Source organism: Nocardia heshunensis, from assembly GCF_054782115.1.
Window position 1 is genome coordinate 547,307 of the sequence record NZ_BAAGTC010000003.1, and the last position, 21,739, is coordinate 569,045.

Annotated in this window: 22 protein-coding genes; 4 read left to right on the plus strand and 18 right to left on the minus strand. The window is 68.3% G+C overall.

Annotated elements, in window-relative coordinates:
- Window positions 1–352 precede the first annotated feature (352 nt).
- Window positions 353–1,294, plus strand: a complete 942-nt coding sequence (locus ACYVN4_RS09350; protein WP_460719295.1) for a M56 family metallopeptidase — start codon at window positions 353–355, stop codon at window positions 1,292–1,294.
- Here the strand turns inward: ACYVN4_RS09350 and ACYVN4_RS09355 are convergent.
- Window positions 1,291–1,704, minus strand: a complete 414-nt coding sequence (locus ACYVN4_RS09355) for a BlaI/MecI/CopY family transcriptional regulator (RefSeq protein WP_460719297.1) — start codon at window positions 1,702–1,704, stop codon at window positions 1,291–1,293. The two genes, ACYVN4_RS09350 and ACYVN4_RS09355, sit on opposite strands and share 4 nt — an antisense overlap.
- A gap of 161 nt (window positions 1,705–1,865) precedes the next feature.
- The gene (locus ACYVN4_RS09360; RefSeq protein WP_460719299.1) at window positions 1,866–2,228 is read right to left on the minus strand and encodes an ACT domain-containing protein; all 363 of its coding nucleotides are present in this window, start codon (window positions 2,226–2,228) and stop codon (window positions 1,866–1,868) included.
- Between the two features lie 119 nt (window positions 2,229–2,347).
- Between ACYVN4_RS09360 and ACYVN4_RS09365 the strand changes: the two genes are divergently transcribed.
- The gene (locus ACYVN4_RS09365; protein ID WP_460719301.1) at window positions 2,348–3,172 is read left to right on the plus strand and encodes a TIGR02452 family protein; all 825 of its coding nucleotides are present in this window, start codon (window positions 2,348–2,350) and stop codon (window positions 3,170–3,172) included.
- Between the two features lie 128 nt (window positions 3,173–3,300).
- On the opposite strand, the gene ACYVN4_RS09370 is transcribed toward ACYVN4_RS09365, so the two are convergent.
- The 5 genes from ACYVN4_RS09370 to ACYVN4_RS09390 all read right to left on the minus strand — a co-directional run bounded on the left by ACYVN4_RS09370 (window position 3,301) and on the right by ACYVN4_RS09390 (window position 8,807).
- The gene (locus ACYVN4_RS09370; protein WP_460719303.1) at window positions 3,301–3,957 is read right to left on the minus strand and encodes a response regulator transcription factor; all 657 of its coding nucleotides are present in this window, start codon (window positions 3,955–3,957) and stop codon (window positions 3,301–3,303) included.
- Window positions 3,924–5,039 (minus strand): sensor histidine kinase, encoded by a 1,116-nt coding sequence (locus tag ACYVN4_RS09375; protein WP_460719305.1) that lies wholly within the window; start codon window positions 5,037–5,039, stop codon window positions 3,924–3,926. The genes ACYVN4_RS09370 and ACYVN4_RS09375 overlap by 34 nt, the downstream gene beginning before the upstream one ends.
- Window positions 5,040–5,044: 5 nt before the next feature.
- Window positions 5,045–5,533 carry a hypothetical protein gene (locus ACYVN4_RS09380; protein ID WP_460719307.1) on the minus strand — a complete coding sequence of 163 codons (489 nt, stop codon included), beginning with the start codon at window positions 5,531–5,533 and terminating at the stop codon, window positions 5,045–5,047.
- An 83-nt stretch (window positions 5,534–5,616) separates the two neighbouring features.
- The gene (locus ACYVN4_RS09385) at window positions 5,617–6,393 is read right to left on the minus strand and encodes an enoyl-CoA hydratase-related protein (RefSeq protein WP_460719309.1); all 777 of its coding nucleotides are present in this window, start codon (window positions 6,391–6,393) and stop codon (window positions 5,617–5,619) included.
- Between the two features lie 56 nt (window positions 6,394–6,449).
- The gene (locus ACYVN4_RS09390; RefSeq protein WP_460719311.1) at window positions 6,450–8,807 is read right to left on the minus strand and encodes a galactose oxidase-like domain-containing protein; all 2,358 of its coding nucleotides are present in this window, start codon (window positions 8,805–8,807) and stop codon (window positions 6,450–6,452) included.
- A 155-nt stretch (window positions 8,808–8,962) separates the two neighbouring features.
- Here ACYVN4_RS09390 and ACYVN4_RS09395 point away from each other — a divergent pair, with 155 nt between their 5' ends.
- A complete protein-coding gene (locus ACYVN4_RS09395) occupies window positions 8,963–9,385 on the plus strand; it encodes a hypothetical protein (protein ID WP_460719313.1) in 423 nt (140 codons plus the stop codon).
- A 91-nt stretch (window positions 9,386–9,476) separates the two neighbouring features.
- On the opposite strand, the gene ACYVN4_RS09400 is transcribed toward ACYVN4_RS09395, so the two are convergent.
- Both ACYVN4_RS09400 and ACYVN4_RS09405 read right to left on the minus strand, forming a co-directional pair.
- Window positions 9,477–10,598, minus strand: a complete 1,122-nt coding sequence (locus ACYVN4_RS09400) for a DUF5685 family protein (RefSeq protein WP_460719315.1) — start codon at window positions 10,596–10,598, stop codon at window positions 9,477–9,479.
- A 79-nt stretch (window positions 10,599–10,677) separates the two neighbouring features.
- Window positions 10,678–11,532 (minus strand): LysR family transcriptional regulator, encoded by an 855-nt coding sequence (locus ACYVN4_RS09405; RefSeq protein ID WP_460719317.1) that lies wholly within the window; start codon window positions 11,530–11,532, stop codon window positions 10,678–10,680.
- Window positions 11,533–11,643: 111 nt separating this feature from the next.
- On the opposite strand from ACYVN4_RS09405, the gene ACYVN4_RS09410 reads away from it, so the two are divergent.
- Window positions 11,644–12,360, plus strand: coding sequence for an SDR family oxidoreductase (locus ACYVN4_RS09410; protein ID WP_460719319.1), 717 nt, complete (start codon window positions 11,644–11,646; stop codon window positions 12,358–12,360).
- Here the strand turns inward: ACYVN4_RS09410 and kstD are convergent.
- The 9 genes from kstD to rapZ all read right to left on the minus strand — a co-directional run bounded on the left by kstD (window position 12,357) and on the right by rapZ (window position 21,554).
- Window positions 12,357–14,033 (minus strand): 3-oxosteroid 1-dehydrogenase, encoded by a 1,677-nt coding sequence (kstD, locus tag ACYVN4_RS09415; protein ID WP_460719321.1) that lies wholly within the window; start codon window positions 14,031–14,033, stop codon window positions 12,357–12,359. The genes ACYVN4_RS09410 and kstD overlap by 4 nt on opposite strands.
- Before the next feature lie 51 nt (window positions 14,034–14,084).
- Complete coding sequence (locus tag ACYVN4_RS09420; RefSeq protein WP_460719323.1) at window positions 14,085–14,678, minus strand: TetR/AcrR family transcriptional regulator; 594 nt, start codon at window positions 14,676–14,678, stop codon at window positions 14,085–14,087.
- Between the two features lie 136 nt (window positions 14,679–14,814).
- Window positions 14,815–15,237, minus strand: coding sequence for a nitroreductase family deazaflavin-dependent oxidoreductase (locus ACYVN4_RS09425; protein ID WP_460719325.1), 423 nt, complete (start codon window positions 15,235–15,237; stop codon window positions 14,815–14,817).
- Between the two features lie 71 nt (window positions 15,238–15,308).
- Window positions 15,309–16,094 (minus strand): triose-phosphate isomerase, encoded by a 786-nt coding sequence (gene tpiA / locus ACYVN4_RS09430; RefSeq protein ID WP_460719327.1) that lies wholly within the window; start codon window positions 16,092–16,094, stop codon window positions 15,309–15,311.
- Window positions 16,095–16,097: 3 nt separating this feature from the next.
- Window positions 16,098–17,309 (minus strand): phosphoglycerate kinase, encoded by a 1,212-nt coding sequence (locus ACYVN4_RS09435; RefSeq protein ID WP_460719329.1) that lies wholly within the window; start codon window positions 17,307–17,309, stop codon window positions 16,098–16,100.
- Window positions 17,310–17,315: 6 nt separating this feature from the next.
- Window positions 17,316–18,332: a type I glyceraldehyde-3-phosphate dehydrogenase gene (gene gap / locus ACYVN4_RS09440; protein ID WP_379363400.1), complete on the minus strand. Its 1,017-nt coding sequence runs from the start codon at window positions 18,330–18,332 to the stop codon at window positions 17,316–17,318.
- A gap of 212 nt (window positions 18,333–18,544) precedes the next feature.
- Complete coding sequence (whiA, locus tag ACYVN4_RS09445) at window positions 18,545–19,528, minus strand: DNA-binding protein WhiA (protein ID WP_120736392.1); 984 nt, start codon at window positions 19,526–19,528, stop codon at window positions 18,545–18,547.
- Window positions 19,519–20,577: a gluconeogenesis factor YvcK family protein gene (locus tag ACYVN4_RS09450; RefSeq protein WP_452399622.1), complete on the minus strand. Its 1,059-nt coding sequence runs from the start codon at window positions 20,575–20,577 to the stop codon at window positions 19,519–19,521. Before ACYVN4_RS09450 ends, whiA begins: the two co-directional genes overlap by 10 nt.
- Entirely contained in the window at window positions 20,574–21,554 is a 981-nt protein-coding gene (gene rapZ, locus ACYVN4_RS09455; RefSeq protein ID WP_460719332.1) for an RNase adapter RapZ, read from the minus strand. The genes ACYVN4_RS09450 and rapZ overlap by 4 nt, the downstream gene beginning before the upstream one ends.
- Between the last annotated feature and the right edge of the window lie 185 nt (window positions 21,555–21,739).

A 21,739-nucleotide genomic window follows, 5' to 3' on the forward strand; every position in this document is an offset into this window, starting at 1 on the left:
CCGCTCGGCCCGGTAATCGGTGCGGCCCGGTAATGAGGGGTGGAGCCGGGCCTGCTCGCGGAAGCACCCGGCCCCACCCGCCATCGACGCCGGTCCGGTCGGCGTCCCTGTGTCGCCCAGGGGCGGCACGCGGTCTATCTACGTAACAACTACGTAGATACGTAGATACCGCAGATCCGCCTCCGACGCAAGGGCGGAGCACGAGTTCGGCTCCCACACCAAGATCACAGTCGCCCACCACCGTGCCCTCCGCCACGACCCCACCGACGGTAAGCCTGCCCTCAGTTTTCTTCTCTACACTCGAGCGCACGTCACGGGAGGAACATCGAATGCGAGCAGCGCGGGTGCGACCATGAGCGTCGCCCTCTGCCTCATGCTCTACGGATTCGCCGTCGCGGTGCTCGCACCCCGGCTGCTGCGCCGCTTCAGCGTCGACGGGGCCGCACCACGCATGGCCGTCGCCGCCTGGATCGCCGCCATGATCTCCACCCTGCTGGCCTGGACGGTAACCCTCGCCATCCTCATCGTCGACCTCGTCACCCACCGGATCTCCCTGTTCCCCGCCCGCTTCATGGACAGCTGCCTGCTGCACCTGCACGACGCGGCCGTCGGCGACTACGGCGGGTCGTTGCAGACCGGGCTGCTGGTGCTGTCCGGATTCGCCTCGCTCGCAGCGACTCTCGTGGCCTACCGGCTCACCGCCACCCTGCTGCGCTCACGCCGGCGCACCCTCGAACACGCGCGCATGGCCCGCGTCGCCGGACGCCACCACCCCGACCTCGACGCCGTCGTCCTCGACGTCGACCATCCGGCCGCGTATTGCGTTGCGGGCAAACCTCATACCGTCGTCGTCAGCCGCGGCGTGCTCACCGCGCTCGACGACCACCACCTCGATGCCGTCCTCGCTCACGAACGCGCCCACCTCGCGGGCCGCCATCACCTGCTGCTGACACTCACCCGCGGCCTGGCCACCGTGCTGCCGCGCATCGACCTGTTCACCGTCGGCGCCTCCGAGGTAGCCCGCCTGCTCGAGATGCTCGCCGACGACGCCGCCGCCCGCATCCACGGACGCGCCACCGTTCTGGCGGCGCTGCTCACCCTCGCCACACTGCCGACACCGCCCGCCACCGCCGAGGCCGCACTACTTCCGCGCGTGCGCCGACTGTCCGAACCGGCCGATCCGCCGCGCCTGCACACCCGGGTGGCGGCGGCCGCGGCCGCATTGACCGCCGTCGCCATTCCCGTCGCCGCGGTCATCGCGACCGGCATCGGCGTTCGGGTCTGCGCGGTCTAGCTACGGGGTTTGGTGCGCGTCAGTTTGCGCAGCGCCGCGCGCAGACCCTCGGACTCCTCGGCGCTCATCTGCTCGACGAAATGCGCCAGCACCAACTCCGAGCGGCCACCGCTGCCCAGCGCCTCGCGCATGAGCCGCGCACTGTATTCCTCACGACTCAGGGTGGGCCAGTAGCGATATGCCTTGCCGACGCGCTCGCGCTCCAGCCAGCCCTTGCGGTGCAGGTTGTCCATCGTCGACATGACGGTCGTGTACGCGATATCGCGCTCACCCGCCAACTCGTCGAACAGCTCACGCACCGTTGTTTTGTGGGAACCCTCCGCACTCTCGGACCCGTCCGTCTTCTCGGACCGATCCCAGATGCGTTCGATGACGACCGCTTCCAGGTCGCCGAAGCCTCGCGAACTCATGCCTGACGTCTCCTCACCTCACGGAGAGCCGTGTCGGGCGCCGGGACGCGCCCATATACGTCCTACGTACGTAGACAGTATTATCCTGCGCAGACCACGACGCAACCCAGGCCCAATCACACACCGCCGTGCGGATTTACCAGGCCGGACGCCCGAGCGGACTAGTCCGCGACGCGATGCCCGGCGTCCCGCAAGGCCGAGGACGCCTCGTCCAATCGGTGCGCCGGGACCAGAATCAGATCGGCATGGAACGTCGAGGCGACGAACACCGGAATCCCCGACTCAGCCAGCGGACCGATCAGGGCGGCCAGGGTGCCCGACGCGTTCAGGCCGCCAGCGTCCACACCGTAGAAGCCCTTCCAGGTCTCACCCTCCGCCCACGCCGGGGCCTCGCGAATCACGGTGAGCCCCTCCGGAGCACGCACCAGCGCGATCCACTCGTCATCCTCCGGGAAGGTGGAATTCGGTAGATGATCGACCGCGAACTGCGAGGGGACGACGCGCAAGCGCTGGGAACCGGTCATGCCGACATCGTAGGCGGGGCGGGTGACAGCCACGGCCACCCGGACACCCCAAATCTCGAATTAGTCGCAAACACTAAAATAAGATGCCCGCGAACATGATCGGCCGTAGGGTCTGTGAAATGAGTACCAGCCCAAGACAAATCGCCACCGAGAACGAGCAGATCGCCGACACCGGCAGCTACCTCGCCGCCGACGGGAGGAGCGTCGACATCGGCGCCACACTCGCCGCCGCCGTCGCCGGAACCATCTCCTACACACCCGAGGACGACATCAGCGGCGGACCGCGTGGACCCTTCACCGGCGTCCCCGAGATCACCGCCGAAGGCAGCATCCAGGCCGCCCGGCGACTGCACGACGACGGCGGAAAGAGCGTCGCCGTCCTGAATTTCGCGTCCGCACGCAATCCCGGCGGCGGGTACCTGCGCGGCGCTCGTGCCCAGGAAGAGGACCTGTGCCGCAGCGCGCTGCTCTACCGCAGCCTGCGCGAAGCCCCCGATTACTATGCGGCCCACCGCGCCTCCGACGATCTGCGCTACAGCCATCGCGTCATCTACTCGCCCGGCGTGCCGGTCATCCGCGATGACCATTGGGCGCTGAGCTCACAGCCGTTCCCGGTGTCGTTCCTGACCTCGCCCGCCCCCAATGCCGGTGCGCTGGCCGACCATTCGGGCCGACCCGTCGCGGTGACGGACGTTCTCAACGAACGCGCCGTCCGAGTACTCGCCATCGCCGCCCGTCACGGGGTGCGCGAACTCGTGCTCGGCGCCTGGGGATGCGGAGTGTTCCGCAATGATTCGCACGAGGTCGCGGCCGCGTTCGAGGCGGCACTGCGCAAGCACGGCGCGGCCTTCGAACAGGTCGTCTTCGCGGTCTGGGACCGCTCCCCCGTGTCGGCCAACCGCGCCGCCTTCGAGGCCCGCTTCGGCAAGACCTCCGTCTCCTGACACCCGCTGCCGCTCTGCTCCGAGCTGGGTTTTGCGGCAGCGGCAACCCGCCCGGCAATCCATGCTCAGATTGCAATATCTACAGACTCAGATAGTCGACAGAGGCCGGGAGAGTGCCTCCCCCGCATTCACCGGGCCAGCCCGGTGCGATGCGCGTACGCGATGGCCTGCCCGCGATCCCGCACGCCGAGCTTCGCGAACAGCGAATTGATGTGCGTTTTCACCGTGCTGACGCCGATGAACAACTCCTTGGCGATCTCGGTGTTGTTGCGCCCCTGCGCCATCAGGCGCAGCACATCGCGTTCACGATCGGTGAGGTCCACGGGCGATTCCGGTGGCGCATCGAGCGCGGAAAGCAGACGTCGGCCCACATCGGCGGCCAGCGTGGTGTGGCCGCTGGCGACCGAGCGAATGGCGGCCGCGATCTCGGCGCGACCCGCGTCCTTGGTCAGGTAGCCGCGCGCACCCGCTCGCAGCGCACCCGCGATCGAAGCGTCATCGGCGTAAGTGGTGAGCACGAGCACCACGGTCTCGGGATGCTGGGCGGTGATCGCGGCCGTGGCGGCCACCCCGTCGATGCCCGGCATCCGCAGATCCATCAGCACCACACGGGGTTTCACGCGCGCGACCAACTCCACCGCCTCCGCGCCGTCGCGGGCCTCCCCCACCACCCGCATATCGGGCAGCAGCGACAGCACCGTGGTCAACCCGTCGCGCACCGTGGTCTGATCATCGGCCACGACGACCGTGATCACGTCCGCGGCAGCAGGATTCGCACCGTCCACCGACCGTCCTCCTTTCCCGCGGTCAACTTCCCGCCGACCGCTTCGACCCGTTCCCGCATGCCGAGCAGACCCGCACCGGAGCCGCTGGCGCCGAGCAGAAATCCCGGTGCAACCATCGGATTCGAGATCACCGTCTCGATGCGCCCGGCATTGTCCCGGAGGGTGAGCGTAACCGGCTGCCCGGGAGCGTGTTTGCGGGCATTGGTGAGTGCCTCCTGCACCGCGCGGATGAGCGCGACCGCGGTCTGCTCGCTCGCCGGGTTCACCGCGGTATCCAGGCGTTCGGCCAGTTCTCCACCGGCACTGCGGTGTTCGTCGACGACACGGCGCAACTCGACCGCGGTGTCGAAGCGGTCCGACCGTAGCGTCCCGACCACCCGCCGGGCATCGGCCAGCCCGGATACCGCCAATTCGTGTGAGGCCCGAACCCGTTCGGCGGCCTTGTCCACCTCCCCCGCCTCGAGCAGTGCGTCCGCGGCGTCCAACTGCAGCACCAGACCGCCCAGGGTGTGCGCCAGGACGTCGTGGATATCGCGCGCGATGCGGCCGCGCTCGGCCAGGGCGGCCGCCCGGTCCCGCTCGGTGCGAATGATCCGATTCTGTTCCACCAGTAGCCGATTGCGTTCGGCGGCCACTCTGGCCTGCCGTCTACTCCAGCCGCCCAGGCCGATCACCACCACGCCGACCATCAGACCCAGCATGGCCCGTGGTCGGCCGCCGTCCAGCAGGATCGACACGCACATCAGCGCGGCGGTGCCCAGCGCGATCACCAGTCCGACCCGCAGCGGATCGCTCATCAAGCTCAGGGCGACGAACACGGTGGCCAGCGCGGTGATCGCCGATCCCGCCGACTGCGCGACCGTCAGTCCCCCGCCGATGCCCATGGCGGCCACGCAGATTCGCTCCATCGGCGACCCGAGGGGTGATGCCGCCCAGCCCGCCCAACCCAGCCACGACAGCACCACCAGCACGGCCACCCAGGGCCGATGCCACAGCGCGGCGTTCGCCGAGGCCGACACCACGGCGACGAGCCCGACCAGGCGCAGCAGCCTGGACAGGCCCGAGTTGGGATCGAGGATCATCGGTCTCAGTGTGCCGCAAACGCGTGCGCCTGCTCGGCACGCCGGGCCAGCACCACCGCGCGTCCGGCCCGATTCAGCGCCACCATCAGCAGGATCGCCCCGATCGAGGTGACCACCGCGGCCCCGTTCGCATGCGCCACCACATCGATGCCGATCCGCACGGCCAGCAGCACCAGCCACAGCAGCGAGCCGACCCAGCCGGTGCGCGCTTCCAGTCCGGCCGCGCCGACGCGAACCTGCGACAGCTGGCCCATCACCAGCCCGAAGGCCAGACCCAGGACCGCCGAGAGGGCGAGCAACACCACCGCGAGCACCCCGAGGCCGCCGCCGGTGAGCACGGACTTCATCTGCAGGAACCCGATCAGCCCGAGCACGATCGGCCCCCGCCACAGCCTCGTCTGGTCCAGGGCCTGCCACTGCGTCTGCCGGTACATGATCCAGCCGATCACCAGCACCGCGACCAAACCCTCGACCACCGCATTCTGCAAGTTCATGCTTCTACGGTCGCGTTTCGGCGGGCTCGAACCCACCACCCGCGGGTGGAGACCGGGTGGATTGCGGGCCCGGCCGGGTGGAGTCAGTCGGTCCAGTTCGGGTGGCGTTTCTCCAGGAAGGCGGCCATTCCCTCACGCGCGCCGGGCAATTGGGAGGCGGCGGCCATGACCTCGCGGGCCAGGGTGTAGGCGTCGGCCTCGGGGCGGTCGAGCTGAGCGTAGAGGGTGCGTTTGCCCAGGGCCTTGCTCGCTCGGCTGCCGCGGGTGGCGCGGGCCAGCAGGTCGGCGACGGCGGTGTCGAGGTCGGCGTCGGGGACGGCGTAGTTGATCAGGCCCCAGTCCACGGCCGTGCGGGCGTCCACGACATCGCCGGTGAGGGCAAGTTCCATCAGACGTTTGCGGCCGATCGAACGGGCGACGGGAACCGCCGGGGTGTGGCAGAACCATCCGCCCTTGCCACCGGGCAGGGCGAAGCCCGCGGATTCGGCGGCGACGGCCAGATCGCAGGAGGCGACCAGCTGACAGCCCGCCGCGGTGGCCAGGCCGTGCACGCGGGCGATGACCACCTGGGGAATCGATTCCAGCGTGGTCATCACCTGCTGGCACAGCTCGAGCAGGTCGCGCACCCCGAGCAGGTCGCGGGCGGCCACATCGGCGAAATCGTGGCCCGCGCTGAAAACCGGTCCGGCCGCGGCCAGTACGAGACCGGTCGCGTCGGTGTCGCCGACCGCGCGGAATGCGGTCAGCAACTCGGCGAGATGGTCGGCGGAGAGCGCATTGCGGCGATCAGGGCGGTTCATGGTGACGGTGATGGTGTCGCCGTCGCGCTTGACGAGCAGGTGGCGGTATTCGGCGGTCATGGGTCCACGGTAGTGCGGCACCCGGTGACGGATGCCGCATTTCGTGCCCGGCCGACTCAGACCGGTCCGGGTGTAGCCGGATTCAACTGCAGCCAATGCCCCGTCGACGGAATGCCGTCGGTGTCCACCACCACCACGAGGTACCAGCCGGGCGGGGCCAGTGCGGGATTCGTGGGCATCGACATGCTCAGCGTGCCGGGCGCGGTCGTGGTGAACGGCAGATCGATCAGGCGTTGATTGTTGTCGCAGGAGTGGGTGCAGGAGGTCGGATGCATCAGACTCACCTCCCGCACGGCCGCGGTGGTGGTCAGGCTCACCGGTGCCCCGTATTCGACCGTGCCCACGGACATCTCGAACTCCGGCCGCGCACCCTTGAAAAGGTAGGGCGGCCAGAACATTTCGATCCGCAGCTCCTCGGTCTTGCGCAGCGGATTCGATCCGGCGGTCACCACCTTGCCGTCCGGGGTCACCAGGGCCACCGAGTGATACAGCCGAGCCACCCGTTGCGGTGCGGTCGGCGACCAGGTTCCGGCGACCGGGTCGTAGAGCTCGCCGTTGGGCGGCACCGCATCGGCCATCTCCTCCATGCCCGAGCCGCCCGAGGCCAGCACCGTACGGTCCGGCAGGATCACCGCGCACACGTGCATGCGCGGGTACGCCATGGGCGGGCCGGGCTTGTAGGCGGGCGCGGCGGCGGTCAGATCCACGATCTGGGTGTCCGCCGACGCCATCCCGGGTCCGTGCGGGTCGACGGTGCCGCCACCGAGCAGCATCACCCGCTGCGCCTGCGCCGGGGGCAGCAGCACACTCGTGGACTGGCTGCGCGATTCCGGGTCGTAGAGGCCGTCGACCTCGGTGACGGCGCCGGTGGCGGTGTCCCAGATCGACGGGTGCATACCGTTGTTCGTCCCGAACTGGCCGCCGGTATAGAACACCCGGCCGTCGGCCAGCAGAATCAGGTGCGCGTACGTCGGAATCGGTCCGGGTACAGGCAGTTTCGACCACGTGAGGGTGGCCGGATCGAACAGCTCCGGCGTCTCGGAGAGGAACCCGTCCGTGCCGAGGCCCGAGACCGCCACCACCGCACCGGTTTTCAGGGCCGCCAGCGTGGGATACCAACGCCCGGCGGTCATATCGGGTTGGGTCTCCCAGGCCAGGGTCGCCGGATCGAACAGCAGCGCGTCGCGCAGGCCGAAGAACGGGTCGTACTGTCCGGTGCCGCCCGCGGCCAGCAGCCGCCCGTCGGGCAGGTAGGCCTGGCCCGAACAGAACATGTCGATCGGCGTCGCCGGCGCGGCCAGGCCGGGATTCGGGTAATGCCAGACGCGCGTGCGGAAGTCGTGGGCGTTGAGCCGATCCGGATCGTTGCCGGAACCGGCGAAGAACAGCACATCGCCGGTGTGCAGCAGCGCGGTGTGCACGGGATTGATCTCGGTGCCGAAATCCAGGATGCGCCAGGTGCCCTGGGTGGGAGCGGTCGCCAGATCGGTTTCCAGGTCGAGCACCCGCAGGTACCCGGCATTGCCGCCCTGCGGATGATCGATGGCGCACACCACGAGTCGCGGCAGTCCGCCCGCGCCACCCGGCAGCAGCGCGACCGCCGCGCCCTCGTTCTCCCAGAAGCCCCAGTCCGGCACATGCGACCAGCGACTCCACCCGTCCACGCAGTGCCCGGTCCCGTCCAGGCCCCAGCCGATGGTGTACAGCCCGGCGTTCCCGTTCTGCGGGTGATCGATGGTGAACACGATCAGCTCGGGCCGGCCGTCGCCGTCCAGATCCGCGATGGTCATGCCCGCGCCCTGGTTCTCCCAGCCCCACCAGTCCGGAATCGCCACCCACGGCGTCCATTCCGCGACGGTGCCGTCTGCAGTAATGCCCTTGCCCAGCCGGAACTGGCCGCTGTTCTGGCCGACCGGATTGTCGACGGTCATGACCACCAGCACCGGCTGCCCGTCCAGGTGGGTCAGGCAGATGTCCGCGCCCTGATTCTCCCAGCCGTACCAGTCCGGAATCTCCTGCCAGGGCGTCCACCCGCCGGTCACCGTGCCGTCGGCGGCGAGGTCGCGCCCGATCCGGAAGTAGCCGTGATCGCCGCCCTGCGGATGATCGACCAGGAAGACCACCAGGTCCGGGCGGCCGTTGCCGCTCAGGTCGCCGATGGCGATGCCCGCACCCTGGTTTTCCCAGCCCCACCAGTCGGGGACCTGCAGCCACGGTCCCCACTGCCCGACCGTGCCGTCGGCGGCCAGGGCGTGGCCGACGCGGTAGTTTCCACTGTTCTGGCCGGGTGGGTTGTCGACCATGAGGACAACGATGTCGAGGGTGCCGTTCCCGCTCAGGTCGGCGACGGCGATGCCGCAGTCCTGGTTGTCCTGCGAGAACCAATCCGGGATGGGGACGAATTGCGCTGCCACACAGGCAATCATGGTCGGCGCGGCCGATTCCGGCATCCGATGTCCGGATTCTGGCCATGATGGTTTCGACCAGCTTGCCGAAAACACTCCGGCGAACTGTCCCACCCACTACCCTCCGAAACGCTCTCATTTCACACAACGGAGGGGCATCCACCGTGAAAAAGTCCATCGTGCTCAACGGCCTCGCACTCACCGCAGCCGCGGTGCTGGCGAGCACCGGCACCGCCAACGCCGCCCTCCCCACCAGCATGGGCAGCGACTCCACCTTCAAGGTCGGCATCGACATCCAGCCCGGTGTCTACAAGACCACCACCGCGGCATCCGTCTGCGTGTGGGCGCGACTGTCGGCCATCACCCCCGACGCCAGCGCCACCATCCAGACCGGCGGCGCGATCAACGGCTCGGTCACCGTCGAGATCAAGTCCACCGACGTCGCGTTCTTCACCAGCGGCTGCGGCACCTGGACCCTGCAGACCACCACGACCACCTCCGGCTCCTCGGGCCTGGGCAGCGGCAGCGGCCTGCTCAACGCGGGTAGCGGACTGCTCAGCGGCGGCTCCAGCACGCTGTCGAGCTAGGCCGCGAACCGCCCACCCGGAGGGGGCGGTTCCTCGACACCGGGAGGGCCGGGTAGACCACCTGCCCGCTCCTCGCCGGTGCGAACCCCGATCAGCAGTCGCAGCAGGATTCCTCACAGCAGCAACAGGATTCCTCACAACAGCAGCAACCTTCGCCGCAGCAGACGCACCCCTCGCAGCACGGCAGGCACAGGCCACCGCGGCGACGCGGGGCCGGGCCGTAGTAGCCGGGGCCCGGGCCGTAACCGTAGCCGGGCGGCGGACCGTAGCCCGGCGGCGGCGGACCCCACGGTTGCTGGCCACGGCGACGCCAACGGCTTGTCGGCTGGGTCGCAACGTGATTGGTACATGTGGGGCCGTGAGCGACGCCGAAGGTGCGGGTCACCGAGCGGCCGAGCTCATGCTTCAGCAGTTTGTGAATCAAGCGGCCATCGGTGAATTCCACATCGGCCAAGGCCAATTCGATACCCAGCAGGGCATCGGTGCACAGCCTGTGCGCCTCGGCAACCTCGGTTCCCGTGGCGGTCAATGGATTCCACTTGCCGTGTGCCAGATCGTCGCCCAGATCCTCGACGGCGTCCACGAGATGCGCTATGCGGCCGAACAATCGGCCCACCTCGGTCAGCGCCGCCTGATTGCCCGGTCGACCGGCCAGAATGGCGGTGTGCCCGAAGGCGGCCGCCGTCGCCGTCTCGGTGGGCTCGGTGACCTCCAGCACCGGTGTGCCCACCACGGCCGCGGCCTCCAGTTCGGTCTGCCGGTCGACAGCAGTCACCAGTACGTCGGTGTCGAAACCCAGTCCCGCACCGCTGGATTCGCCCTGCCGGGCCCAGCGCTCGGCGATCCGGCGGGCAGCCGGGCGGAACCCCGGCGAACCCGCCATGCCGTCGCCGTCCTCGACGTGGTCGCGGACCTTCGCGGCGGCCAGCACCAGCGACACCGTCGCGGCCAGGCGCACACAGTCGCCGGTGGCGACATCGGCGCGCTTCATACCGCGCAGCGGGCAGGGCCCGGCCGCACGGCGCGTGGGCGGCGCGGTCGACTGCGCCTCCACCAGGGCCGAGACGATCAGCCCGTCGTAATTGGTTACCATGCGGGCGCTTTGACCATGGTCGTCACGCAGTGCGAGACACAGCCCGCACAGTTGCGCCAGCCAAGCCCGCCCGAGTTCCTCGCCCAGCCGATGACGGCAGGGTCGGATGATGCCGAACACAATATCGACGGTAACCCCTCTTCCGGGATCCGTCGCGTGGAATCGAGATCAGACACGACTGGACGGTGTAGATCGAAAGTCACTGGGCGGCAAGGATTGCGAATTCCTCGGCCAGCGGGACCGGGCGCTCGGCCGACCAGGCGAGGCTGACCTGGTTCGGGGCGAGGTCGGGGACCGCGACGTAGGCGATGTCCGGGCGGGTGTAGAAGGTCATCACCGACAGGGGCAGGAAGATGATGCCGTGGCCCGCCGCGACGTGCTCGAGCTTCTCCTCCACGCTGCGGAAGACCGGGGGTGCGGGACGGTCGGTGCGCGATTCGGTTGCCACCGCGGCCCATTCGGGCACCAGATCGGGGCCCTGCAGCAAATGTTCGTGGGCGAGATCGGCGAGGGCGAGCTCGGCCTTGCCGGCCAGGGGGTGATCGGCGGGCAGCACCACGACCCGCGGCTCGGTGTAGAGCGGGCGCACCGCCAGCCCCTGCGACTCGATCGGCAGCCGCACGACACTCACGTCCACGCGACCGTCGTGCACCACCTCGACCTGGTCATACCAGCTGGTGCGCACCAACTCCACGGTCAGGCCGGGATGCCGGTCGGTGAGCGCACGCACGGCCGCGGTCACGATGAGGCCCGGCATGAAACCAACGGTGAACATGTCGACACCCGTCGAGGCCCGAATCACCCTGCGCCGCAAGCCTTCCGCGGCGGCCAGCAGCGGCTTGGCATCGATTAGCAGCTGCTCCCCCGCCGCCGTCAACGCGGTCCCGCGCCGATCCCGCGCGAACAGTTGGGCACCCAGTTCCTCTTCGAGGGCGCGAATCTGCCGCGACAGCACCGGTTGCGCGATGTACAGCTGCTCGGCCGCGCGACCGAAGTGCAGGTGTTCGGCCACCGCCACGAAATAGCGCAGCTTGCGCAGATCCACATCGCTCATGATGCCCTCAGGGTATTACAGGCGGCGCGATAGGTCTTGGACGGGAGACGCCCGCAAACCCGAAGGTAGAGAGGCAAACGCAGACAGCAATTCCCCGAAAGGAACACCCGAATGTCTCTCGACGGACAGCGCATCGTCATCCTCGGCGGCACCTCCGGCATCGGCCACGCCGTCGCCGCCGCGACCGCGAACCAGGGCGCGAAGGTCACCGTCGTCTCGAGTCGGCAGGCCAATGTGGATCGGGCCGTGGCCGATCTGCCCGCCGGCGTCACCGGCGTGGTCGCGGACCTGAACGACACCAACCGGATTCGCTCGATGTTCGACGAACTCGGGGCCATCGACCACCTCGTCTACACCGCGGGCGAGCCACTGCTGCTCTCCCCCGTCGCCGACGTGGACATCGACGCGGCCCGGAAGTTCTTCGAACTGCGCTACTTCAGCGTGCTGGCGGCCGTGCAGGCGGCGGCCCCCCACCTGCGTGCGAACGGATCCATCACGCTGACCACCGGCACCGCCGGTCCGCGACCGGTGCCCGGCTCCTCGGTCACCTCGAGCGTGTGCGGCGCGGTGGAGGCGCTGACCCGGGCACTGGCGGTGGAACTTGCACCGATCCGGGTCAACGCCGTCATGCCCGGCGTGGTGCGCTCGCCGCTGTGGAACTTCCCGGAGGACCTGCGCGAGCAGTTCTACGCCGACACTGCCGCAGCCACTCCCCTGCACCGCATCGCCGAGGTCGACGACATCGCCGCCGCCTTCGTCTTCTTCCTCACCCAGCCGCACGCCACCGGCACCATCCTCCCGCTCGACGGTGGCGGCGTGCTCGCCTAGCGGGCGGCGTGCCGGGCGGCCAGGTAACCGAAGACGATCGCGGGGCCGATCGTCGCGCCGGGACCGGCGTAGGTGTGGCCCATGACGGGGGCGGCGGAATTGCCTGCGGCGTACAGGCCCTCGATCACCGAGCCGTCGGTGCGCAGGACGCGGGCGTCGACGTCGGTGGTCAGACCGCCCTTGGTACCCAGGTCGCCGGGGACCATTTTCGCGGCGTAGAACGGACCCGTCTCGAGTGCACCGAGGTTCGGGTTCGGGTGGTTGCGAGGGTCGCCGTAGTAGTTGTCGTAGGCGCTGTCGCCGCGGCTGAAGTCGGGATCCTTGCCGTCGTGGGCGAATTCGTTGAACCGGGTCACGGTCGCAGTGAGTTTCTCGACTGGGAGGCCGAGCTTCTCGGCAAGTTCGGGGAGCGAGTCTGCTTTGGTCAGCGCGCCGGATTCGAACCACCGGCCCGGTAGCGCCTGGCGTGGTGCGATGCCCGCGAACTGGTAGCGGTTGCGGTAGCGCTGGTCGAAAATCAGCCAGGCGGGCAGGTTTTCGCCGGGGCCCGCGCCCTGGCCGTGCACACCGCCGTACATGCTGTGGACGGCCTCGACGTAGGGCAGGCATTCGTTCATGAAGCGTTCGCCACGATCGTTGACCACCATGCTGCCGGGCAGGTTGCGTTCGGCCAGGCAGAACCAGGATGTGCGGGGTAGCGGGATCGACGGGCCCCACCAGGCGTCGTCCATGAATTCGACCGCGCCACCGGCGGTTCGACCCGCGCGGATGCCGTCACCGGTGTTGGCTCGCGCGCCGACGGTCCATGCGGTGCCGATGGGCTCGCGCTGGTACTGCTTGCGCATCACCTCGTTGTGCTCGAATCCGCCCGCGGCGATCACCACGCCGCGCCGGGCGGCGATCACCTGCTCGCGACCGTCCCGTTGCACCACGACACCCGTCACCCGGCCGTCCTCGGTGCACAGCTCGACCAGCGGAGTCTCCAGCCACAGTGGCACATTCGCCGATTGCAGACCCGCCCGCAGCATGGCGCTGAGCGCTTGACCACGGACGAGCACCCGCCGCCGCAGCACCGTCGCCGCCAGCCACCGCCCGGCGATCCCCAGCGCGGCGAGCGGGCCGCGCACCGTACGCAATCCCAGGTTCAGGTGCCGGAATTCGGCCTGGGTGATCACCACGTTCCTGGGCGCTCTGACGTAATCCGGTTCCAGCGCGGCCAATTCGGCGCCCAGCCCGTTGGCGTTGTAGGGCACGGGTTCGATCGACCGACCGTGCGCACGCCCGCCGGGTGCTTCCGGATAGTAATCGGAATAGCCCGGCACCCACCGCATCCGAAGCGGAGAGTGCTCGGCCAGGAAGTCGAAGACCTCCGGGCCTCGATCGAGATAGGTGTCGATCAGCGCCGAATCCACGCCCGGCCCGATGATGCCCTTCAGATACGTCCGCGCCGCCTCGAGATCATCCGTGGGCGCTTCCCGCCGCAGCACCGAGTTGCCCGGAATCCACACGCCGCCACCGGATCTGGCGGTGGAACCGCCCCAGTGCTGCGCCTTCTCGACGATGACCGCCGACAGTCCGTGGTGAGCGGCCGTCAACGCCGCGGCCATCCCTGCCGCCCCCGACCCGACGACGATCAGATCGAACGTCCCGGCAGTTTCCCTGTCGTCCCGCATGTTTCCTCAATCTCCAGCATTCTGTTGTATCGCCCTGTGCCCGAGTGCCTTTCAGCCCTCGTGCCGCCAGCGTTCGCCGACCACGGCGTCGAGGGCACCCTCCACGCACACCGCCAGCGACATTTCCGGATGCTCGGAATTCCGAAGCCATTGCAGGTAGCCGAATTCCGCCGCCGCGAGCATCAGATGCACGAGCAGTCCGGGCGTACTGTCCGCCCCCGGGTCCCGCCCCATCCGCTCTCCGATCAGCTCGACCAACCGTGCCCGATGCTCGCCACTGATCAGCGCCACCCGCTCCAGCAGATGCGGAGCCGTCGCGAACGCGGCCCGCCACTGTTCGAGCTCGGACGCCGCCAGCGTGGTGGAGCGAGCCAGAATCGCCTGCGCCAGAGCCACATCCGCCGGTTGATCGGCATCCTGCTCCTCGAGCAACGGCGCGATTCCCGCCCCACCTCCGCGCACCGGATCCAGCAGCAGATCTTCCTTGCTGCGCACGTGCCGGAAGTAGGTACTCGCCGAAACCCCGGCCGCCGCGGCGATCTGCTCGGTGGTCACCTCGGCGAAGCCCTTCTCGGCGAACAACACGTAGGCCGCCCGCTGGATCTCGTCCCGGACCTGCCGACGTTGCCGCTCCCGCAATGACATTCGTCCTCCTTCATCCACTGCCAGTGTCTACCGATATGACAGTTACTGTCAAGAAGCGAGGGAATGTCACGATCAAGGGCATGAAAAAGGCGGTCGCGGCCGGAAATCCTCCGGCCACGACCGCCCGTGAGTTGCGCTAGGACCGGCGCAAAGCCAGCACCGGGATGGTCCTGATGCCCGCGGTCTTCTCCGCGTAGCCCGCGAAACCCGGGAACCGGGTGGCCTGGGTGTCGTAGATGCGGTCCCGGTCCGAGCCGGTGACCTCGGAGATGTCGACCGGGAAGGTTTCGGTGCCGACCTCGACGTCGGTCTTTCCGGCGTCGGTGAGGTTGTAGTACCAGGCGGGGTTGTTCGGTGCGCCCGCCGCCGAGGCGAAGATGTAGAGCAGGTTCGGGTCCTTCTCATCGGCCTGATACATCAGGGGCGTCACGCCCTGTTTGCCCGACTTACGGCCGCGGTGGTGGACCAGGATCATGGGAGCTCCCTCGAAAGGTCCGCCGACGCGGCCCTCGTTGGCGCGGAACTCGTTGATGATGTTGGTGTTCCAGTCGTCGCTCATGATCGCCATTCTGCCGAAAAGGGCCGGGCATCCGATGGATGCCCGGCCCTAATTCTTGGCAACGGAGACCGTTACGGCAGCGGACCGCCCGCGGCGATCGCCGAGAGGGTCGCGAACTCGTCGCCCTTGAGCGACGCGCCGCCGACCAGAGCACCGTCGATGTCGGTCTGACCGACCAGCTCGCCGACGTTCTTCGCATTGACCGAACCGCCGTAGAGGACGCGGACACCCGCGGCCACTTCGGGATTCGCCAGCTCCGCGAGTTCCTTGCGGATCGCGCCGCAGACTTCCTGCGCGTCGGCCGGGGTGGCGACCTTGCCGGTGCCGATGGCCCAGACCGGCTCGTAAGCGATGACGACCTTGGAGATCTCCTCGGCGGTCAGGCCCTTGAGCGAGCCGCGCAGCTGCTCGAGGTTGTAGGCCACGTGGGTCTGGGTCTCGCGCACGCCCAGGCCCTCACCGATGCAGACGATCGGCGTGATGCCGTACTTGAGCGCCTGCTTGGTCTTGGCCAGCACGGTCGCGTCGTCCTCGAGATGGTACTGACGCCGCTCGGAGTGGCCGACCACGACGAACGAGCAGCCCAGCTTCGCGAGCATGGAACCGCTGATCTCGCCGGTGTAGGCGCCCTCGTCGTGGGTGGACACGTCCTGCGCACCGTAGGTGAGCAGCAGCCGGTCACCCTCGACCAGCGTCTGCACGCTGCGCAGGTCCACGAACGGCGGGATCACCGTGACGTCGACCTTGTCGAAGTACTTCTCCGGCAACGCGAAGGCGATCTTCTGCACCAGCGAGATGGCCTCGAGGTGGTTGAGATTCATCTTCCAGTTGCCCGCGATCAAAGGCTTACGTGCCATGGTTCAGTCCTCCAGAACCGAAAGGCCCGGAAGTTCCTTGCCCTCCAGGTATTCCAGCGACGCACCGCCGCCGGTGGAGATGTGCGAGAAACCGTCGTCGGGCAGGCCGAGAGTGCGCACGGCCGCGGCCGAGTCACCGCCGCCGACGACCGTGAACGCGCCCTTACCGGTGGCCGTGGCGATCGCCTCGGCGACACCGCGGGTACCGGCCGAGAACGCCTCGAACTCGAACACGCCCATGGGGCCGTTCCAGAACACCGTCTTGGCCTCGGTCAGCAGCGCCGCGAACCGCTTGGTCGACTCCGGACCGATGTCCAGACCCATCCAACCGTCGGGAATCTCGTTGGCCGCCACCGTCTTCGACTCCGCGTCCGCGGCGAACTTGTCCGCGACGATGAAGTCGACCGGCAGGTGGATGACGTCCGCGTACTTGTCCAGCAGGTCCTGGCAGGTCGCGACCATCTCCTCCTGCAGCAGCGAGGTGCCCACCGAAAGGCCCTGTGCGGCAAGGAAGGTGAAGCACATGCCGCCGCCGATGACCAGCGTGTCGACCTTCGGCGCGAGCGCCTCGATGACCGCCAGCTTGTCGGAGACCTTCGAACCGCCCAGCACGACCGCGTACGGCCGCTCGGTGTCGGTGGTGAGCTTGCGCAGCACCTCGGTCTCGGCCGCGACCAGGTTGCCCGCGTAATGCGGCAGCAGCTTGGCCACGTCGTAGACCGACGCCTGCTTGCGGTGCACCACACCGAAGCCGTCGGACACGAAAGCGCCGTCGTCGCCGACGAGTTCGACCAGGGCCTTGGCGAGCTTGGTCCGCTCGGCCTCGTCCTTGCTGGTCTCGCGCGGATCGAAGCGCACGTTCTCGAGCAGCATCACGTCGCCGTCGGTGAGGCCCTCCGAGCGCGAGAGCGCATCGTAGCCCACCACGTCACCGGCCAGCTGGACATTGCGGCCCAGCTCCTCGGCCAGTCGCGCGGCGACGGGAGCCAGCGAGAACTTCGCGTCCGGCTCACCCTTGGGGCGACCCAGATGCGCGGTCACGACGACCTTGGCGCCGGCCTCGGCCAGCGCCTTGATGGTCGGCGCGGACGCGATGATGCGGCCCGGGTCGGTGATGACGCCGTTGTCGAGGGGCACGTTGAGGTCGGAGCGCACGAGTACGCCCCGGCCCTCGACACCCTCGTTCAGCAGATCCTGGAGTGTCTTGATCGTCATCGGCGCTTAGAGGGACTTGCCGACGAGGCCGATGAGGTCGGCGAGGCGGTTGGAGTAGCCCCACTCGTTGTCGTACCAGGAGGCGACCTTGACCTGGTTGTCGATGACCTGGGTCAGCGGCGCGTCGTAGATCGAGGAGTGCGGGTCGGTCACGATGTCGGAGGAGACGATCGGGTCGACGTTGTACTTCAGGATGCCCTTCATCGGGCCCTCGGCGGCGGCCTTCATGGCGGCGTTGACCTCGTCGACGGACGCGGCCTTGCGCAGGTCCACGGTCAGGTCGGTGAGCGAACCCGTCGGGACCGGCACGCGCAGCGCGTAACCGTTGAGCTTGCCGAGCAGCTCGGGCAGCACCAGGCCGATGGCCTTGGCGGCACCGGTGCCGGTGGGCACGATGTTCAGCGCGGCGGCGCGGGCGCGACGCAGATCCTTATGCGGCGCGTCCTGCAGGTTCTGATCCTGGGTGTAGGCGTGGACCGTGGTCATCAGACCACGCTCGATGCCGAAGGAGTCGTTGAGCACCTTGGCAATCGGGCCCAGGCAGTTGGTGGTGCACGAGGCGTTGGAGATGATGTTCTGCGAGCCGTCGTACTTGTCGTCGTTGACGCCCATCACGATGGTGATGTCCTCATCGGAGGCGGGCGCGGAGATGATGACCTTCTTGGCGCCGGCGGCCAGGTGGCCCTTCGCCTTGGCGGCGGCGGTGAAGATACCGGTGGACTCGACGACCACGTCGACACCCAGGTCGCCCCACGGCAGGGCCGACGGGCCTTCCTTGATCTCGAGCGCGCGGATGCGCTGATCGCCGACGACGATGTACTCGCCGTCCAGGGAGACGTCCTGCGGCAGACGGCCGAGGATCGAGTCGTACTTCAGCAGGGTGGCAAGGGTCTTGTTGTCGGTCAGGTCGTTGACCGCCACGATCTCGATGTCTGTGGTGCCGAGGGCCTTCTGCGCCTCGACGGCGCGGAAGAAGTTGCGCCCGATGCGGCCGAAGCCGTTGATCCCTACCCGGACAGTCACGTTTTCGCTCCTCAGCTTTGCGGATCGTTTCCGTTGCGCGTCTAACCCTAGACCTGTAACGGAAACATCACGGACACACCCCCGCCACGGTGAACTACGAAACGTTCACTTTCGTCACACACGACGGAAGCGCCGCAACCACAACGGTTGCGACGCTTCCGAACGGAATAACTCGACGGTTGTGAGCGAGTTTACTCACCCACGAGCGTGATTCACGCCTCTTCGAGCAGCTCTGCGGTGACGGCACTTTCGGTGTCGGGCACGCCGAGTTCCTTGGCACGGCGGTCCGCCATCGACAGCAGCCGCCGAATCCGGCCCGCCACAGCGTCTTTGGTCATCGGCGGATCGGCCAGCTGGCCGAGCTCCTCCAGTGACGCCTGCCGGTGCAGCACGCGCAGCTTGCCCGCGGCCGCCAAGTGGTCGGGTACATCGTCGGACAGTATTTCCAGGGCGCGCTCCACGCGGGCCGCGGCGGCCACGGCCGCGCGGGCCGACCGACGCAGGTTCGCGTCGTCGAAGTTGGCCAGCCGGTTGGCCGTCGCCCGGACCTCGCGGCGCATGCGCCGCTCCTCCCAGGTGAGCCGGGTGTCCTGCGCACCCATGCGGGTGAGCAGCGCCCCGATGGCCTCACCGTCGCGTACCACCACGCGATCGGTGCCGCGCACTTCGCGCGCCTTCGCCGAGATGCCCATGCGCCGGGCGGCACCCACGAGGGCCAGTGCGGCCTCGGGTCCCGGGCAGCTCACCTCGAGCGCGGAGGAACGACCGGGTTCGGTGAGCGAGCCGTGCGCGAGAAACGCTCCGCGCCAAGCGGCTTCGGCATCACCGATGCTGCCGCCGACCACCTGCGCGGGCAGACCCCGCACCGGCCGACCACGCACATCGAGTAAGCCGGTCTGGCGCGCCAGTGCCTCGCCCTCCTTGGAAACCCGCACCACATACCGGGAGGTTTTCCGGAGTCCGCCCGCGCCTAGGACATGCACGTCCGAGCCATAGCCGTACAGCTCGAAGATTTCCCGGCGCAGCCGGCGCGCGATGGAACCCATGTCCACCTCGGCCTCGACGATCACGCGACCGCCGACGATGTGCAATCCACCGGCGAACCGCAGTAGCGCGGACAGTTCCGCCTTGCGCGAACTCACCTGTGATACAGAGAGTCGGCTCAGCTCGTCCTTCACTTCCGCTGTCATCGCCACGAGACGCGCTCCTTTCCACCCAACCCGGACCGCACGCGTTGGCCCATATGCCGTCCTTCGATTCGAAGCCCTGCCAATTCCGGCCGAGGTTGCCGGATCACCTGATCCAGTGCGGCGGCAAGCTTTCCGGGGTGGTGCCGGTCCGTCCCCGCCTCGGCGACATCAGCGAAGGTTACTCGCGCACGCAGCTGTTCGGCAGCTCTTGCCAGATGTTCGCGTTCCCTACCCTCGGGTACGGAACCCGAGTCCACCAAAACATGGTCGACTGTGAAATCCGGTGCGTGCTGGGACAATACATGCAGGTGCCGCTCCGCGGAGAATCCGGCCGTTTCGCCCGGTTCGGCAGCGAGGTTGAGCACCAGCACTTTCCGCGCCCGCGTATGCAACAGCGCTTCGTGCAATTCGGGCACGAGCACATGCGGGATGACACTCGTGAACCAGCTACCTGGGCCCAGCACCACCACATCGGCGTGCTCGATGGCCGAGGTCGCCTCGGGACAGGCGGGCGGATCCGACGGGATCAGCCGCACCCGGCGCACCTTGCCCGGCGTGGTCGCCACCGCAACCTGACCGCGAATGCAGCGGCTCACGCGTGGATCACCTTCCAGGCCGGACACATCCGCCTCGATGGTGAGCGCGATGGGCGACATGGGTAGCACCCGCCCGGTGATCCGCAGAATCTTTCCGGCCTCGTCCAGAGCGGCGACCGGGTCGCCCAACTCCTCGGTGAGACCGGCCAGAATCAGATTGCCGACCGAATGCCCGGCCAGTGCACCGGTGCCGCCGAAGCGATGTTGCAAGGTTCGCGCCCAGATGCCGTCGGCCTCTTCGGCCAAGGCCGCCAAGGCCATTCGCAGATCGCCGGGGGGCAGCATGCCGAGCTCGGAACGTAGCCGCCCCGAGGAGCCGCCGTCATCGGCGACGGTCACCACCGCGGTGATCTTGCGCGTGAGCCGCCGGATGGCGGTCAGCGTCGAGTACAGGCCGTGGCCGCCACCGAGCGCCACGATGGCCGGATTGGTGGTCCGGCCGGAATCGCTCTCACTCATTCCCGCCCCAGATCCCGATGAACCACGCGCACCACGTCACCCGACTCGTTGTCGGCCAGGGCGTCTCCCAGCGCCTCCGAAATCGCCACACTGCGGTGCTTACCGCCGGTGCAGCCCACTGCCACGGTCATGTATCGCTTCCCCTCTTGCCGGTAGCCCTCGGTGGTCAGGTCGACGAGATGCCGCGCGGTGCCCAGATAGTCCTGGGCACCCGGACGCGACAACACATACTCACTGACCGGGGCGTCCTGTCCGGTCTTTTCGCGGAGTTCCGGAATCCAGTGCGGATTCGGCAGGAATCGCAGATCGAACACCATGTCGGCGTCGAGCGGGACCCCGTATTTGAAACCGAACGATTGAACGGTCAGCTGCAGCACGGTGGCGGCGTCGCCGCCGTAGACCTCCTCGAGCTTGCGGTGCAGCTGGTGGATCGACAGCTCGGTGGTATCGATGACCACGTCGGCTGCCGTCTTCACCGGGGATAGTCGCCGCCGTTCGGCGGCGATGCCGGCGGTCAGGGTGCCGTCGGCGCTGTCGCTCTGCAGTGGATGCCGCCGCCGCGCGAAACCGAAGCGTCGGATCAGCACATCGTCGGAGGCTTCCAGGAACAGGATGCGGGTGCGCACACCTGCGTTCCGTAGCTGTTCGCCCACCGCCGCGAGGTTTCCGGTGAAGAAGCGGTTGCGCACGTCCATGACGAGCGCGAGTTTGCGGATGGGCGGTTCGGCGCTGCCGCCGAGTTCGACCATGCGCCCGATCAATTCGGGCGGGAGGTTGTCGGCCACGTAGTAGCCGAGGTCCTCGAGCACCTTGGCGGCGGTGCCGCGACCCGCACCGGACAGGCCGGTCACGATCACGACCTCCACCGGTGTCGAATCGGATGCCGACCGTCCGCGCCGGGCCGTCGGCTGGGTCTCACCTGTCTGGGATGTCTTGCTGTTTTCGGCCGTATTGGTACTGGCTTCGACGCGCGTCATGTCCTACCGGTTCGTGTCTGAGGTTCCCTCGATCATCCTGCACCGATGGCCCGAAACGCGGCAGGCGCACGAAGGGAGCGAGACCTAGCTGTGATTTCTGCTCCCGACCAGCACACGCGGCGTGTCGCAAATTTCCCGATCGGCGTGTCGCACTCTACCCGGTGCGTCACCATTCGACGCGCCAC